The organism is Enterobacter sp. AC1 (assembly GCF_050434705.1).
GTDB lineage: Bacteria > Pseudomonadota > Gammaproteobacteria > Enterobacterales > Enterobacteriaceae > Enterobacter > Enterobacter cloacae_L.
Genome location: NZ_JBNDIZ010000008.1, coordinates 1 through 15,305, shown reverse-complemented (window position 1 = coordinate 15,305; position 15,305 = coordinate 1). Strand labels below are relative to the sequence as shown.

General features: G+C 50.9%; 22 protein-coding genes. 16 read left to right on the top strand and 6 right to left on the bottom strand.

Annotated features, from left to right (window positions below; translation table 11 throughout):
• Positions 1–5: 5 nt before the first annotated feature.
• The 10 genes from secY to M2433_RS19480 all read left to right on the top strand — a co-directional run bounded on the left by secY (position 6) and on the right by M2433_RS19480 (position 5,663).
• Positions 6–1,337: a preprotein translocase subunit SecY gene (secY, locus tag M2433_RS19525; protein WP_003863305.1), complete on the top strand. Its 1,332-nt coding sequence runs from the start codon at positions 6–8 to the stop codon at positions 1,335–1,337.
• Positions 1,338–1,368: 31 nt separating this feature from the next.
• Complete coding sequence (gene rpmJ, locus M2433_RS19520; RefSeq protein ID WP_000868187.1) at positions 1,369–1,485, top strand: 50S ribosomal protein L36; 117 nt, start codon at positions 1,369–1,371, stop codon at positions 1,483–1,485.
• A 146-nt stretch (positions 1,486–1,631) separates the two neighbouring features.
• Entirely contained in the window at positions 1,632–1,988 is a 357-nt protein-coding gene (gene rpsM, locus M2433_RS19515; protein ID WP_003863308.1) for a 30S ribosomal protein S13, read from the top strand.
• Positions 1,989–2,004: 16 nt separating this feature from the next.
• The gene (rpsK, locus tag M2433_RS19510; RefSeq protein WP_003863312.1) at positions 2,005–2,394 is read left to right on the top strand and encodes a 30S ribosomal protein S11; all 390 of its coding nucleotides are present in this window, start codon (positions 2,005–2,007) and stop codon (positions 2,392–2,394) included.
• A 32-nt stretch (positions 2,395–2,426) separates the two neighbouring features.
• A complete protein-coding gene (gene rpsD / locus M2433_RS19505; protein WP_004868345.1) occupies positions 2,427–3,047 on the top strand; it encodes a 30S ribosomal protein S4 in 621 nt (206 codons plus the stop codon).
• Between the two features lie 25 nt (positions 3,048–3,072).
• The gene (locus M2433_RS19500) at positions 3,073–4,062 is read left to right on the top strand and encodes a DNA-directed RNA polymerase subunit alpha (RefSeq protein ID WP_002919219.1); all 990 of its coding nucleotides are present in this window, start codon (positions 3,073–3,075) and stop codon (positions 4,060–4,062) included.
• Positions 4,063–4,102: 40 nt separating this feature from the next.
• Entirely contained in the window at positions 4,103–4,486 is a 384-nt protein-coding gene (gene rplQ / locus M2433_RS19495) for a 50S ribosomal protein L17 (RefSeq protein WP_001216368.1), read from the top strand.
• Between the two features lie 107 nt (positions 4,487–4,593).
• A complete protein-coding gene (locus tag M2433_RS19490) occupies positions 4,594–4,962 on the top strand; it encodes a DUF1992 domain-containing protein (protein ID WP_429056826.1) in 369 nt (122 codons plus the stop codon).
• 2 nt (positions 4,963–4,964) lie between these two features.
• Complete coding sequence (gene zntR, locus M2433_RS19485) at positions 4,965–5,390, top strand: Zn(2+)-responsive transcriptional regulator (RefSeq protein ID WP_429056827.1); 426 nt, start codon at positions 4,965–4,967, stop codon at positions 5,388–5,390.
• Positions 5,391–5,447: 57 nt separating this feature from the next.
• Complete coding sequence (locus M2433_RS19480; protein ID WP_429056830.1) at positions 5,448–5,663, top strand: alternative ribosome-rescue factor A; 216 nt, start codon at positions 5,448–5,450, stop codon at positions 5,661–5,663.
• Here M2433_RS19480 and mscL read toward each other — a convergent pair whose 3' ends face one another.
• From mscL to def, 5 genes are all read right to left on the bottom strand, one after another.
• Complete coding sequence (gene mscL / locus M2433_RS19475; protein ID WP_023309449.1) at positions 5,664–6,074, bottom strand: large-conductance mechanosensitive channel protein MscL; 411 nt, start codon at positions 6,072–6,074, stop codon at positions 5,664–5,666.
• Positions 6,075–6,220: 146 nt separating this feature from the next.
• Positions 6,221–7,597: a Trk system potassium transporter TrkA gene (gene trkA / locus M2433_RS19470; RefSeq protein WP_047345326.1), complete on the bottom strand. Its 1,377-nt coding sequence runs from the start codon at positions 7,595–7,597 to the stop codon at positions 6,221–6,223.
• A gap of 22 nt (positions 7,598–7,619) precedes the next feature.
• Positions 7,620–8,906 (bottom strand): 16S rRNA (cytosine(967)-C(5))-methyltransferase RsmB, encoded by a 1,287-nt coding sequence (gene rsmB / locus M2433_RS19465; RefSeq protein ID WP_429056833.1) that lies wholly within the window; start codon positions 8,904–8,906, stop codon positions 7,620–7,622.
• 52 nt (positions 8,907–8,958) lie between these two features.
• The gene (gene fmt, locus M2433_RS19460) at positions 8,959–9,906 is read right to left on the bottom strand and encodes a methionyl-tRNA formyltransferase (protein ID WP_429056836.1); all 948 of its coding nucleotides are present in this window, start codon (positions 9,904–9,906) and stop codon (positions 8,959–8,961) included.
• Positions 9,907–9,931: 25 nt separating this feature from the next.
• Complete coding sequence (gene def, locus M2433_RS19455; RefSeq protein WP_008503479.1) at positions 9,932–10,441, bottom strand: peptide deformylase; 510 nt, start codon at positions 10,439–10,441, stop codon at positions 9,932–9,934.
• A 127-nt stretch (positions 10,442–10,568) separates the two neighbouring features.
• Between def and dprA the strand changes: the two genes are divergently transcribed.
• From dprA to M2433_RS19425, 6 genes are read left to right on the top strand one after another with little or no spacing between them, the layout of a single operon-like run.
• A complete protein-coding gene (gene dprA, locus M2433_RS19450) occupies positions 10,569–11,693 on the top strand; it encodes a DNA-protecting protein DprA (RefSeq protein WP_429056838.1) in 1,125 nt (374 codons plus the stop codon).
• The gene (gene smg, locus M2433_RS19445) at positions 11,665–12,138 is read left to right on the top strand and encodes a DUF494 family protein Smg (protein ID WP_008503477.1); all 474 of its coding nucleotides are present in this window, start codon (positions 11,665–11,667) and stop codon (positions 12,136–12,138) included. Before dprA ends, smg begins: the two co-directional genes overlap by 29 nt.
• A 26-nt stretch (positions 12,139–12,164) precedes the next feature.
• Complete coding sequence (locus M2433_RS19440; RefSeq protein ID WP_429056841.1) at positions 12,165–12,719, top strand: topoisomerase DNA-binding C4 zinc finger domain-containing protein; 555 nt, start codon at positions 12,165–12,167, stop codon at positions 12,717–12,719.
• Positions 12,712–13,284: an L-threonylcarbamoyladenylate synthase type 1 TsaC gene (gene tsaC / locus M2433_RS19435; RefSeq protein ID WP_429056871.1), complete on the top strand. Its 573-nt coding sequence runs from the start codon at positions 12,712–12,714 to the stop codon at positions 13,282–13,284. Before M2433_RS19440 ends, tsaC begins: the two co-directional genes overlap by 8 nt.
• Before the next feature lie 4 nt (positions 13,285–13,288).
• Entirely contained in the window at positions 13,289–14,107 is an 819-nt protein-coding gene (gene aroE / locus M2433_RS19430; RefSeq protein ID WP_429056844.1) for a shikimate dehydrogenase, read from the top strand.
• Positions 14,104–14,352 (top strand): DUF1488 domain-containing protein, encoded by a 249-nt coding sequence (locus M2433_RS19425; RefSeq protein WP_429056846.1) that lies wholly within the window; start codon positions 14,104–14,106, stop codon positions 14,350–14,352. The genes aroE and M2433_RS19425 overlap by 4 nt, the downstream gene beginning before the upstream one ends.
• On the opposite strand, the gene M2433_RS19420 is transcribed toward M2433_RS19425, so the two are convergent.
• Positions 14,328–14,882: a gamma carbonic anhydrase family protein gene (locus M2433_RS19420; RefSeq protein ID WP_429056848.1), complete on the bottom strand. Its 555-nt coding sequence runs from the start codon at positions 14,880–14,882 to the stop codon at positions 14,328–14,330. The genes M2433_RS19425 and M2433_RS19420 overlap by 25 nt on opposite strands.
• Positions 14,883–15,305: the final 423 nt, after the last annotated feature.

Genomic DNA, 15,305 nt, shown 5'->3' with positions numbered 1-15,305 from the left:
AGCAGATGGCTAAGCAACCGGGATTAGATTTTCAAAGTGCCAAAGGTGGATTTGGCGAGCTGAAACGCAGACTGCTGTTTGTTATCGGCGCGCTGATTGTGTTCCGTATTGGCTCTTTTATTCCGATCCCTGGTATCGATGCCGCTGTACTTGCCAAACTGCTTGAGCAACAGCGAGGCACCATCATTGAAATGTTCAACATGTTCTCTGGTGGTGCTCTCAGCCGTGCTTCTATCTTTGCATTGGGTATTATGCCGTACATTTCGGCATCTATTATTATCCAGCTGCTGACGGTCGTTCATCCGGCCCTGGCAGAGTTGAAGAAAGAAGGGGAGTCTGGACGTCGTAAGATTAGTCAGTACACCCGTTACGGTACTCTGGTGCTGGCAATATTCCAGTCGATCGGTATTGCTACCGGTCTTCCGAATATGCCTGGTATGCAGGGCCTGGTATTAAACCCAGGCTTTGCATTCTATTTCACCGCTGTTGTTAGTCTGGTCACAGGGACAATGTTCCTGATGTGGCTCGGCGAACAGATTACTGAGCGTGGTATCGGTAACGGTATCTCAATCATTATCTTCGCCGGTATCGTTGCGGGCCTCCCGCCGGCCATCGCCCATACTATCGAGCAAGCGCGTCAAGGCGACCTGCACTTCCTCCTGTTGCTGTTGGTTGCAGTATTAGTATTTGCAGTGACGTTCTTTGTTGTCTTCGTTGAACGTGGTCAACGCCGCATTGTGGTGAACTACGCTAAGCGTCAGCAAGGTCGTCGTGTCTATGCTGCACAGAGCACACATTTACCGCTGAAAGTGAACATGGCGGGGGTTATCCCGGCTATCTTCGCTTCCAGTATTATTCTGTTCCCGGCGACCATCGCGTCATGGTTCGGGGGCGGTACTGGTTGGAACTGGCTGACAACAATTTCGCTGTATTTGCAGCCTGGGCAACCACTTTATGTGTTACTCTATGCGTCTGCGATCATCTTCTTCTGTTTCTTCTACACGGCGTTGGTCTTCAACCCGCGTGAAACAGCAGATAACCTGAAGAAGTCCGGTGCATTTGTACCAGGAATTCGTCCGGGAGAGCAAACGGCGAAGTATATCGATAAAGTAATGACCCGCCTGACTTTGGTTGGTGCGCTCTATATTACTTTTATCTGCCTGATCCCGGAGTTCATGCGTGATGCAATGAAAGTACCGTTCTACTTCGGTGGGACCTCACTGCTTATCGTTGTTGTCGTGATTATGGACTTTATGGCTCAAGTGCAAACTCTGATGATGTCCAGTCAGTACGAGTCTGCATTGAAGAAGGCGAACCTGAAAGGCTACGGCCGCTAAATGGTCGCCTGAGAAGTTACGGAGAGTAAAAATGAAAGTTCGTGCTTCCGTCAAGAAATTATGCCGTAACTGCAAAATCGTTAAGCGTGATGGTGTCATCCGTGTGATTTGCAGTGCCGAGCCGAAGCATAAACAGCGCCAAGGCTGATTATTTCGCATATTTTTCTTGCAAAGTTGGGTTGAGCTGGCTAGATTAGCCAGCCAATCTTTTGTATGTCTGTACGTTTCCATTTGAGTATCCTGAAAACGGGCTTTTCAGCATGGTGCGTACATATTAAATAGTAGGAGTGCATAGTGGCCCGTATAGCAGGCATTAACATTCCTGATCAGAAACATGCTGTGATCGCATTAACTTCGATCTACGGCGTCGGCAAGACCCGTTCTAAAGCCATTCTGGCTGCAGCGGGTATCGCTGAAGATGTTAAGATCAGTGAGCTGTCTGAAGAACAAATCGACACGCTGCGTGACGAAGTTGCCAAATTTGTCGTTGAAGGTGATCTGCGCCGTGAAATCAGCATGAGCATCAAGCGCCTGATGGATCTTGGTTGCTATCGCGGTTTGCGTCATCGTCGTGGTCTGCCAGTGCGCGGTCAGCGTACTAAGACCAACGCACGTACCCGTAAGGGTCCGCGCAAACCGATCAAGAAATAATCGGGGTGATTGAATAATGGCAAAGGCACCAGTTCGTGCACGTAAACGTGTAAGAAAACAAGTCTCTGACGGCGTGGCTCATATCCATGCTTCTTTCAACAACACCATCGTTACTATTACTGATCGTCAGGGTAACGCATTGGGTTGGGCAACAGCCGGTGGTTCCGGTTTCCGTGGTTCTCGCAAATCCACTCCGTTCGCAGCTCAGGTTGCAGCAGAGCGTTGCGCTGAAGCCGTAAAAGAATACGGCATCAAGAATCTGGAAGTTATGGTTAAAGGTCCGGGTCCGGGTCGTGAATCTACTGTTCGCGCTCTGAACGCCGCTGGTTTCCGCATCACTAATATTACTGATGTGACTCCGATCCCTCATAACGGTTGTCGTCCGCCGAAAAAACGTCGCGTATAACGCTCGTTTTTTAGGTTAGTTGGAGATAGAAAATGGCAAGATATTTGGGTCCTAAGCTCAAGCTGAGCCGTCGTGAGGGCACCGACTTATTCCTTAAGTCTGGCGTTCGCGCGATCGATACCAAGTGTAAAATTGAACAAGCTCCTGGCCAGCACGGTGCGCGTAAACCGCGTCTGTCTGACTATGGTGTGCAGTTGCGTGAAAAGCAAAAAGTTCGCCGTATGTACGGTGTGCTGGAGCGTCAGTTCCGTAACTACTATAAAGAAGCAGCACGTCTGAAAGGCAACACAGGTGAAAACCTGCTGGCTCTGCTGGAAGGTCGTCTGGACAACGTTGTATACCGTATGGGCTTCGGCGCTACTCGTGCTGAATCACGTCAGCTGGTTAGCCACAAAGCAATCATGGTAAACGGTCGTGTTGTTAACATCGCTTCTTATCAGGTTAAAGCGAATGACGTTGTTAGCATTCGTGAGAAAGCGAAAAAGCAATCTCGCGTGAAGGCCGCTCTGGAGCTGGCTGAGCAGCGTGAAAAGCCAACCTGGCTGGAAGTTGATGCTGGCAAGATGGAAGGTACGTTCAAGCGTCAGCCAGAACGTTCTGATCTGTCTGCGGACATTAACGAACACCTGATCGTCGAGCTTTACTCCAAGTAAAGCTTAGTACCAAAGAGAGGACACAATGCAGGGTTCTGTGACAGAGTTTCTAAAACCGCGCCTGGTAGATATCGAGCAAGTGAGTTCGACGCACGCCAAGGTGACCCTTGAGCCTTTAGAGCGTGGCTTTGGCCATACTCTGGGTAACGCACTGCGCCGTATTCTGCTCTCATCGATGCCGGGTTGCGCGGTGACCGAGGTTGAGATTGATGGTGTACTTCATGAGTACAGCACCAAAGAAGGCGTTCAGGAAGATATCCTTGAAATCCTGCTCAACCTGAAAGGGCTGGCGGTGAGAGTTCAGGGTAAAGATGAAGTTATTCTTACTCTGAATAAATCTGGCATTGGCCCTGTGACTGCAGCCGACATCACCCACGACGGTGATGTTGAAATCGTCAAGCCGCAGCACGTGATCTGCCACCTGACCGATGAGAACGCAGCTATTAGCATGCGTATCAAAGTTCAGCGCGGTCGTGGTTATGTGCCGGCTTCTGCCCGAATTCATTCGGAAGAAGATGAGCGCCCAATCGGCCGTCTGCTGGTCGACGCATGCTATAGCCCTGTAGAGCGTATTGCCTACAATGTTGAAGCAGCGCGTGTAGAACAGCGTACCGACCTGGACAAGCTGGTCATCGAAATGGAAACCAACGGCACAATCGATCCTGAAGAGGCGATTCGTCGTGCGGCAACCATCCTGGCAGAACAACTGGAAGCTTTCGTTGACTTACGTGATGTACGTCAGCCGGAAGTGAAAGAAGAGAAACCAGAATTCGATCCGATCCTGCTGCGCCCTGTTGACGATCTCGAATTGACTGTCCGCTCTGCTAACTGCCTCAAGGCAGAAGCTATCCACTATATCGGTGATCTGGTACAGCGTACCGAGGTTGAGTTGCTGAAAACGCCGAACCTGGGTAAAAAATCTCTTACTGAGATTAAAGACGTGCTGGCTTCACGTGGTTTGTCTCTGGGCATGCGCCTGGAAAACTGGCCACCAGCAAGCATTGCTGACGAGTAACCGGATCACAGGTTAAGGTTTTACTGAGAAGGATAAGGTCATGCGCCATCGTAAGAGTGGTCGTCAACTGAACCGCAACAGCAGCCATCGCCAGGCTATGTTCCGCAACATGGCAGGTTCACTGGTTCGTCATGAGATCATCAAGACGACCCTGCCTAAAGCGAAAGAGCTGCGTCGCGTAGTTGAGCCGCTGATTACTCTTGCCAAGACTGACAGCGTTGCTAATCGTCGTCTGGCATTCGCCCGTACTCGTGATAACGAGATCGTGGCAAAACTGTTTAACGAACTGGGCCCGCGTTTCGCGAGCCGTGCCGGTGGTTACACTCGCATTCTGAAGTGTGGTTTCCGTGCAGGCGACAACGCGCCGATGGCTTACATCGAGCTGGTTGATCGTTCAGAGAAAGCAGAAGCTGCTGCAGAGTAATCTGCAGTAACGTAAAAAAACCCGCTCCGGCGGGTTTTTTTATATCCGCGATATCCCCACTTCTCTACAATGTTTGTATCAATTCTGTTCATCCCCAGGAGCCGGTAATGTGGTTGCTCGACCAGTGGGCAGAACGCCATATTCGCGATGCCCAAAAGAAAGGTGAGTTCGACGATCTTCCGGGAAGCGGAGAACCTCTTGTGCTTGACGATGATTCACATATCGCACTGGAACTACGTGCTGGATACCGTTTACTGAAAAATGCAGGCTGCCTCCCTCCGGAGCTCGAACAGAGAAGAGAGGCTGTTGAACTGGCCGATCTTCTCAAAAGGATCCGTCAGGACGATCCTCGACACGACGAACTTAGTCGCCGGCTCGCCCTGCTTGAACTCAAGCTGCGGCAGGCAGGAATGAGCACTGAATTTCTGCACGGGGAATACAGTGAAAGATTGATACAGAAAATAAGCGAGGAATAGTTATGTACCGTATCGGTGAACTTGCGAAGCTCGCGAACGTCACGCCGGATACCATCCGATATTACGAAAAGCAGCAGATGATCGATCATGAAGTTCGCACTGAAGGTGGCTTCCGTCTCTATACCGATAACGATCTTCAGCGTCTGCGGTTTATTCGTTATGCGAGACAGCTCGGTTTCACGCTGGACTCGATCCGCGAGCTGTTATCGATCCGCATCGATCCGGAACATCATACCTGTCAGGAGTCTAAAGGTATTGTGCAGGCCCGGCTTGATGAAGTTGAAGCGCGCATTCAGGAGCTGCAAACCATGCAGCGCTCTCTGCAAAGGCTGAATGATGCCTGCTGCGGTACGGCCCACAGCAGTATTTATTGTTCAATTCTGGAAGCGCTTGAGCAGGGGGCCAGTGGAGAAACCGAGGACTGTTGATCTTTAGCTCATCCGGGTCTAGACTTCCGTCGTCATTAACCATGCTCAGGAGAAATTATGAGCCGCTATCAGCACACGAAAGGACAAATTAAGGACAATGCCATTGAGGCGTTACTTCACGATCCGTTATTTAGACAGCGCGTTGAGAAGAATAAAAAAGGGAAAGGAAGTTATCTGCGTAAAGACAAGCATGAAAAACGGGGTAACTGGGAGGCTAGTGGCAAACAAGCGAATCGCTTATTTACCACTGGCCTTCCTGCTTTAAGCTATTGATTATACGCGGTTGTTCTGCTCTTTTAACAGATCGCGAATCTCACTCAGCAGCACTTCTTCTTTTGTCGGTGCAGGCGCCGCAGCCGGCTCTTCTTTTTTACGGTTGAGCCTGTTGATCAGCTTGATAGCCATAAAAATGGCAAACGCTACAATCACGAAATCAAACACGTTCTGAATAAATACGCCGTAGTGCATCACGACTGCCGGGACATCACCCTGCGCTTCACGCAGCGTGAAGGCGAATTGTTTAAAATCAATACCCCCAATTAACAACCCTAAAGGTGGCATGATAATGTCGGCGACTAATGATGAAACAATCTTGCCGAATGCCGCACCAATAATGACACCCACTGCCAAATCAACAACGTTCCCGCGCATCGCAAATTCGCGGAATTCTTTAATAAAACTCATTTTTCTCTCCTTGTGCCAGCTGACGACTATAAGTTTAACAAATGATTAGCCAATTGCCATTCGGGATAATTAAACGTTATGAAAAATAAAAGGCACAGAAATGAAAAGGATAAAGTTCGGGTGCACTTTTTCAGGCACCCGACACATTAAAGGAAGAATGGACTTGGCTGGAATAAACGTTCAACGTCGGTAATAAATTTTTTATCGGTTAGGAACATAATAACGTGATCGCCCTGCTCAATACGTAAATTATCATTGGCAATCATGACGTCATTCCCGCGCACAACGGCACCGATTATTGTACCTGGCGGCAGCTTAATTTCGTCGATCGAACGGCCCACAACGCGTGACGTGGTTTCATCCCCGTGAGCAACTGCTTCAATGGCTTCCGCTACGCCACGACGAAGCGATGACACCCCGACAATATCCGCTTTACGAACGTGACTCAGGAGGGCGGAAATCGTCGCCTGCTGAGGTGAAATGGCAATATCAATGACGCTGCCCTGGACCAGATCGACATACGCCTTGCGCTGGATAAGCACCATGACCTTCTTTGCTCCCATACGCTTGGCGAGCATGGCGGACATAATATTCGCTTCGTCGTCGTTGGTGACAGCAATAAAAAGATCAACTTGATCAATATGCTCTTCAGCCAGCAATTCCTGATCTGACGCATCGCCATAAAATACGATCGTATTTTGCAGTTTTTCCGCCAGTTCAGCAGCACGCTGTTGATCGCGCTCGATCAACTTCACGCTGTAGTCTTTTTCCAGCCGATGCGCCAGACCTGCTCCAATATTGCCGCCGCCTACCAGCATAATGCGCTTATAGGGTTTTTCGAGACGCTGAAGTTCACTCATCACCGCACGGATATGCTGTGACGCTGCAATAAAGAAGACCTCATCCCCTGCTTCGACAATGGTGGAGCCTTGCGGGCGAATGGGCCTGTCGTGACGGAAGATGGCCGCGACGCGCGTATCGATATGCGGCATGTGCTCACGCATCGTGGAAAGCGCATTGCCGATCAATGGCCCACCGTAATAGGCCTTGACGACCGCCAGGCTCACTTTTCCTTCGGCAAAGTTCACTACCTGCAGAGCGCCCGGATATTCGATCAGGCGATAGATACTGTCGATAACCAGCTGTTCTGGCGCGATGAGATGATCGATTGGGACCGCTTCTGAATTAAACAGTTTCTCAGCATCGCGAACATAGTCCGGAGAGCGGATGCGCGCGATTCGGTTTGGCGTGTTGAAAAGCGAGTAGGCCACCTGACAGGCCACCATATTGGTTTCGTCAGAACTTGTCACTGCGACCAGCATGTCGGCATCGTCGGCGCCCGCCTCACGAAGAACGCGTGGGTGTGAACCGTGGCCCTGCACAACGCGCAGATCAAATTTATCCTGTAAAACGCGCAGGCGATCGCCGTTGGTATCAACAATTGTAATGTCGTTGTTTTCGCCAACCAGATTTTCCGCCAGCGTTCCGCCAACCTGTCCTGCACCCAGAATGATAATCTTCATATCTCGTGACCTGTTCTCAACATCACTCTTTGATTAGCTTAGCGTAAAAGAAGCCATCACCCTCTTCTGCACCCGGCAGGTTCTGCTGACCCGGGGATTCAGGTGTTCCCGTATCGCGCAGTGCCGCGTCAGGGGTACGTTTAAGGAAGGACGCGATTTGCAGGCTGTTCTCTTCCGGAAGTATGGAGCAGGTTGCATAGACCAGCGTTCCGCCTGGTTTAAGGTGCGGCCAAATGGCGTCGAGAATGTCCGACTGCAGTTGGGCAAGTTCCTTAATATCACGATCGCGGCGTAGCCACTTGATATCCGGATGACGACGAATAACACCGGTTGCAGAGCAGGGGGCATCCAGCAAAATGCGGTCGAATTGTGTTTCACCACACCATTCTGCGGGTTTGCGTCCATCGCCTTGCTTAACCTGTGCCTTCATGCCCAGACGCTTAAGGTTGTCGTAGACGCGTGACAGACGTTGTTCATCAACGTCCACCGCCATCACGCTGGCCTGGGGAGCCACTTCAAGAATATGCGTTGTTTTGCCACCAGGCGCGGCGCACAGATCGAGGATCTGCTCACCGTTTTTAGGTTCAAGCCAGGTCATGCAACCCTGGGCAGAGGCATCCTGTACGGTTACCCAGCCTTCATCAAAACCGGGTAATGCATGTACCGGTGCAGGCGATGCTAAACGTACGGCATCAGGGTATGCATCATGGGTGAAGCCGCTCATTCCAGCCTCTTCAAGCAAGGCCAACCAGGCATCGCGAGAATGATGATTACGATTCACGCGTAACCACATCGGTGGACGTTGATTATTGGCTTCGGCAATATTTTGCCACTGCTGTGGCCAGGCTTTTTTCAGGCGCTTCAACAGCCAGTCCGGGTGCAGGAAACGTGTTTCGCTTTGGGCAAATTCAGCCAGAAGCTCTTCCTGCTGTCGCTGGAACTGACGCAGTACGCCATTGATCAGCCCTTTCAGCTGAGGGCGTTTAATCGCAACGGCGCCTTCCACTGTCTCTGCCAGCGCGGCATGAGGTGGGATGCGGGTATGAAGAAGCTGATAAAAACCCACCATAATCAAATAATGTACGGTGCGCTGCTTGCCTGTCATTGGGCGTGACATCAGCTTATTAATCAACCACTCAAGCTGAGAGAGTGTGCGCAGAACGCCAAAGCAAAGCTCCTGAAGCAGGGCTTTGTCTTTATCCGATACTTTTTGTTGCAGTGGAGGCAGGACGTTGCTCAATGACTGCCCCTGCTCGATAACCTGCTCAACGGCCTGAGCCGCCATACTGCGTAGATTTTGTTTTTTCATAACCGTAAAAATAAAAATGCCCGGAAACACCGGGCCTTAAGAATAAATTTGTTCAGGCAAGACGATTGCCCGGGATAAACCATTCACGACGGGAATTTAACAGATCCTGAGCGCTCATGGGTTTCTTACCGGCCGGTTGTAGCGATTCAAGATTCAGGATCCCTTCCGCAGTCGCCACCTGAATACCGTTCTTGCTGGCATCTATAATCGTACCAGGTTCGGCTGTGGTATGACCGCTAATGACGGAGGCCTTCCAGACCTTCACTGGCTGCCCATCAATCTCCATCCAGCTCATCGGCCACGGATTAAAGGCGCGAATGCAGCGTTCAAGTTGAGCGGCTGACAAAGACCAGTCGATCCTCGCTTCTTCTTTGCTCAGTTTTTCGGCATAAGTCACCCGCGCATCATCCTGAACTTCAGGTTTCGCCGTATTGTCAGCGAGCTGCTGAAGCGTCTCGATGAGTCCTTGCGGGCCGAGTTCTGCCAGTTTGTCATACAGCGTGGCGCTGGTGTCGTCTGACGTAATGGGGCAGGCCAGTTTATACAGCATATCGCCGGTGTCTAAACCTACATCCATCTTCATGATGGTAACGCCTGTTTCAGCATCACCTGCCCACAGGGAGCGCTGGATAGGTGCTGCACCACGCCAGCGCGGGAGCAGAGACCCATGCACGTTGACGCAACCCAGGCGAGGCATATCAAGCACAGCTTTTGGCAGAATTAAACCATAAGCCACCACCACCATCACATCGGCATTCAGGTCAGCAACAAGCTGCTGATTTTCCTGTGGCCGTAACGATGCAGGCTGGAAAACGGGTAGGCCATGCTCTTCTGCCAACACCTTTACCGGGCTCGGCATCAGTTTTTTACCGCGGCCTGCCGGACGGTCCGGCTGGGTAAAGACGCCAACAACCTGGTGACCAGAAGATAACAGCGCGTCAAGATGACGCGCTGCAAAATCAGGGGTTCCCGCGAAGATAATACGTAGTGTTTTAGACACGATGATCCTTGTATCCGGGGGGACGTTATGCGCGAGAACGCAAACGATCCAGTTTCTCTACTTTCTGACGAATACGCTGCTGTTTCAGCGGCGAGAGATAATCGATAAACAGTTTACCGACCAGGTGATCCATCTCATGCTGAATACAAATTGCCAGCAGGTCGTCTGCTTCCAGTTCGAACGGATTACCGTCACGATCCAGCGCGCGGATTTTCACTTTTTCGGCACGGGGCACTAAAGCACGCTGTTCAGGAATGGACAGACAGCCTTCCTCAATCCCGGTTTCGCCACTCTTTTCGAGCAACTCAGGGTTGATAAGCACCAGGCGGCCATCGCGATTTTCAGAAACATCGATCACGATAATACGTTTGTGAATGTCCACCTGCGTCGCCGCCAGGCCAATGCCTTCTTCGGCGTACATGGTATCGAACATATCATCAACGATACGCTGGATTTCTGCATTCACTTCTTTGACCGGTTCAGCGACGATGCGAAGGCGCTCGTCCGGAATATGTAACACTTGCAAAACTGCCATAAATTTCCAGAGTCGTGTTCAGGAGTTGATAAGAATACTCTCTCTATTCTAGACAAAACCCCCATCGATTGACAGCATCAGTGACCAATCGCAATGATTGCGCAGGCCGCTTATGGCAGGGGAAAGGATGACGTCTATCGAGATATGGCTACGGCTAATACACACAGGTTCTCTGTATGGTGATGTAATGCTCGAAGCGGCTGCACAATTGCAGAAGCTGGAAAGGATTGATGCTCTCGTCGTCAGAAACGCCGGGCTGACAGTAAAGCAGACTGAACGGTTCTTCGCTCCAGATGAAAGTGAGCTGGAACGTAGCCTGATATGGCTTGAGCAGCCGGGAAATCATTTATTGATGGCTAACCATCCGCTTTATCCCCCTTTACTCCGCGCGATTCCTGATTATCCCGGGGCGTTATTCGTAAAAGGTAACCTTGAGACGCTTAATTCGGTCCAACTGGCGGTCGTCGGTAGCCGTGCGCCGTCATGGTACGGCGAGCGATGGGGAAAGATTCTCTGCGAGCAACTTTCGCAAAGTGGTTTTACGATTACCAGCGGGCTGGCCTGCGGTATTGACGGCATTGCCCACAGCGCGGCGCTGTCGGTAAAAGGGCGAAGTGTAGCGGTGCTGGGGAACGGACTGTTTAGCATTTATCCCCGCCGACATCAGGCATTGGCGATGCGGATTATCGAGTCTGACGGCGCGATAGTGTCTGAGTTTCCTCTTTCTGCACAGCCCAGGCCAGCAAACTTTCCGCGTCGTAATCGAATTATCAGCGGTCTGAGCCAGGGCGTACTGGTGGTTGAAGGGGCGCGGCGAAGCGGTTCACTGGTCACGGCGCGATGCGCGCTCGAACAGGGGCGAGAGATTTTTGCCTTGCCCGGCCCGATAGGTAACCCCGGATGCGAGGGGCCGCACTGGCTGATTAAGCAGGGGGCGACACCGGTAACGGAAGTCGGGGACATACTTGAAAATTTGCAATATGGGCTGCAATGGCTGCAGGAAGATCCCGAAAAGCGACATTATTCATCAGATCAGGGAAAGGTGGCATTGCCATTTCCCAAGCTCCTGGCTAACGTAGGAGATGAGGTAACACCTGTTGACGTTGTCGCTGAACGTGCCGGCCAACCTGTGCCAGTAACGGTAGCACAGCTACTCGAACTGGAGTTAGCAGGGTGGATCGCAGCTGTACCCGGCGGCTATGTCCGATTAAGGAGGGCATGCCATGTTCGACGTACTGATGTATTTGTTTGAGACTTACATCCATAACGAAGCAGAAATGCGAGTGGATCAGGACAAATTGACACAGGATCTTACCGATGCGGGGTTTGAGCGGGAAGATATCTATAATGCGTTGATGTGGCTGGAAAAACTGGCTGATTATCAGGAAGGCCTCGCCGAACCGATGCAGCTTGCTTCTGACCCATTGTCAGTACGCATTTATACCGCTGAAGAGTGTGAAAGGCTGGACGCCAGCTGCCGGGGGTTCATTTTATTCCTTGAGCAGATTCAGGTGCTAAACCTCGAAACGAGAGAAATGGTGATAGAGCGCGTCATGGCGCTGGATACTGCAGAATTTGAGCTGGAAGATCTCAAGTGGGTGATCCTGATGGTTCTGTTCAATATCCCGGGCTGTGAAAATGCCTATCAGCAAATGGAAGAATTACTCTTTGAAGTGAATGAAGGTATGCTGCATTAATTCAATGTGCAGCACCAAGAGTTGTTATGGCCAAATCAGCACTATTCACGGTGCATAAAAACGAGCCCTGCCCGCAGTGCGGGGCTGAACTTGTTATTCGGTCCGGGAAACACGGCCCGTTTCTCGGTTGTTCACACTATCCGGAATGTGATTATGTTCGTCCTCTGAAAAGCCAGGCGGATGGACATATCGTTAAAATTCTGGAGGGGCAGCTTTGTCCTCTCTGCGGAGGCGAATTAGCGCTGCGCCAGGGACGTTTCGGCATGTTTATTGGATGTAGCCGTTATCCAGAATGTGAACATACTGAACAAATTGATAAGCCTGATGAAACGGCTATTGCCTGTCCTCAATGCCAACGCGGACAATTAGTACAGCGTCGCTCTCGTTTTGGTAAGACCTTCCATTCCTGCGATCGCTACCCTGAATGCCAGTTCGTTATCAATTTTAAACCGGTAGCGGGCGTCTGCATCCATTGCAATTATCCGCTACTTATCGAGAAGAAAACGGCGCAAGGTATGAAACGCTTCTGCGCCAGTAAACAATGTGGAAAGCCAGTTTTGGCGGATCAAAACAGTGAATAATAACCTGCAATCAGGCTCCATTGCGCATTTGGTGGATGTCCTGAACAACGAAGAAGTCATCGCCTATCCAACTGAAGCTGTTTTTGGGGTCGGTTGCGATCCCGACAGCGAGACGGCCGTGAGCCGCCTGCTTACCTTAAAACAAAGACCCGTTGAGAAAGGGCTGATTTTGATTGCTGCGAATTATGAGCAGCTTAAGCCCTATATTGATGACTCTATGCTGACGCCTGAGCAGCACGAGACGATCTTTTCCGCGTGGCCTGGTCCAGTGACCTTCGTCTTCCCGGCGCAGCCGACAACGCCACGCTGGTTAACCGGACGCTTTGATTCCCTTGCGGTTCGCGTAACTGACCATCCGCTGGTGGTAGAGCTTTGCCTGGCATATGGCAAACCGCTGGTTTCAACCAGCGCCAACCTGACAGGGTTGCCGCCTTGTCGCACAACCGATGAGGTGCTGGCGCAGTTCGGAAATGACTTCCCTGTCGCTGTCGGTGAAACGGGAGGGCGCCAGAATCCGTCCGAAATTCGTGACGCTTTGACCGGCGAACGTTTTCGCCAGGGGTAATCTCATGGAAACCTATGCTGTTTTTGGTAATCCAATTGCGCACAGCAAATCACCGTTGATCCATCAGTACTTTGCGGAGCAGCTTCAGATAAATCATCCCTATGGTCGTGTACTGGCACCGGTGGATGCATTTATTGCAACGCTGGAGGCCTTTTTCGCCGCGGGCGGTAAAGGCGCGAATGTGACGGTTCCTTTTAAAGAGGAAGCTTTCGAGCGTGCGGATGAGCTGACCGAGCGCGCTTCACTTGCTGGTGCAGTAAATACCTTAAAACGGCTTGAGGATGGCCGTCTTCTGGGTGATAACACTGACGGAATTGGTTTACTTAGCGATCTGGAAAGACTCTCCTTTATCAAGCCCGGATTCCGGGTCCTGCTGATTGGTGCGGGTGGCGCATCGCGGGGAGTCCTTTTGCCTCTGCTTTCGCTGGACTGTGCGGTAACCATAACCAACAGAACTTTTTCCCGGGCAGAAGCGCTGGCGGCGTTGTTTGCACATACCGGTAGCGTGAGTGCGGTAGCACTTGATGATCTTGAGAATCGTGAATTCGATCTTGTCATCAATGCCACGTCCAGCGGCATCAATGGCGAGAGTCCGGCAATCCCCGCTTCGCTGGTAAACGCTCATATGTACTTCTATGACATGTATTATCAGAAAGGGAAGACCCCTTTCCTGAGCTGGTGTGAACAACACGGCGCGAAGCATGTAGCGGATGGACTGGGAATGCTGGTGGGTCAGGCTGCGCATGCGGTACTGCTCTGGCATGGCGTGTTGCCTGCAGTCGAGCCGGTCATTGAAAAGTTAAAGCAGGAGCTTTCGGCGTGAATCAGGCTATACACTTCCCGGACAGAGAGAGCTGGGATGAGAGTAAACAAGCGGTCTGTTTCCCGGTGCTGGTACAGGGGATGCAACTTACCTGTGCCATTTTGGGGGAAACGCTATTGTGCCGTTTTGGCGGCTCTGATCCGATAGCGGTATTTTGTGAAAATCGCTGGGATCTGGAAGAGGAAGCCAGCGATTTAATCCGTGAACAGCAGGAGGACGATCAGGGCTGGATTTGGTTGTCCTGATTCAGATAGTCATTCTTCCATTTAACATAGTTGTTCGCTGAGTATTTTAATCCTTCGATCTCTGCCTCCTTCAGGGGGCGGATCTGTTTTACCGGGCTTCCCAGATAGAGATAACCGCTCTCGAGTCTTTTGTTTTGCGGGACAAGGCTACCGGCACCAATCATGACGTCATCTTCAACTATGACGCCATCCAGCAAAATCGACCCCATCCCAACGAGTACCCGGTTTCCGATAGTGCAGCCGTGAAGCATCACTTTATGGCCGACGGTAACCTCTTCTCCAATGATTAGCGGATTACCTTCCGGATTATAAGAGGACTTGTGGGTGACATGCAGAACGCTCCCGTCCTGAATATTGGTACGTGCACCAATCGACACATAGTTAACATCTCCCCTAATGGCAACGAGTGGCCAGATACTGACGTCATCGGCCATTCGGACATCGCCAATGACCACGCTGCTGGCATCGATCATCACGCGATCGCCTTTTTGGGGGAACAGATCTTTATAAGGACGTAATACTGCGGGCATATCCACCTCTAATGATGAGCGCTATACAGAAGACTGTGATCATATTATTGGATCGAGGCAAGGCAAAATACGTCAATATTTAAGCAAATCGGGCGGGATTTCAGCGAAAAGCACGGAAAATCAGCAGTCGGAAAAAAAGATCTAAAAAATACTTGTGCTAAAAAATGGGATCCCTATAATGCGCCTCCATCGACACGGCGGATGTGAATCACTTCACACAACAAGCGGTTCGGTTGAAGAGAAAAAATCCTGAAATAACGGGTTGACTCTGAAAGAGGAAAGCGTAATATACGCCACCTCGCAACGGTGAGCGAAAGCCGCGTTGCAATGCTCTTTAACAATTTATCAGACAATCTGTGTGGGCACTCAAAGTGACATGGATTCTTAATGTCTTCGGACAATAAATGAATACCAAGTCTCTGA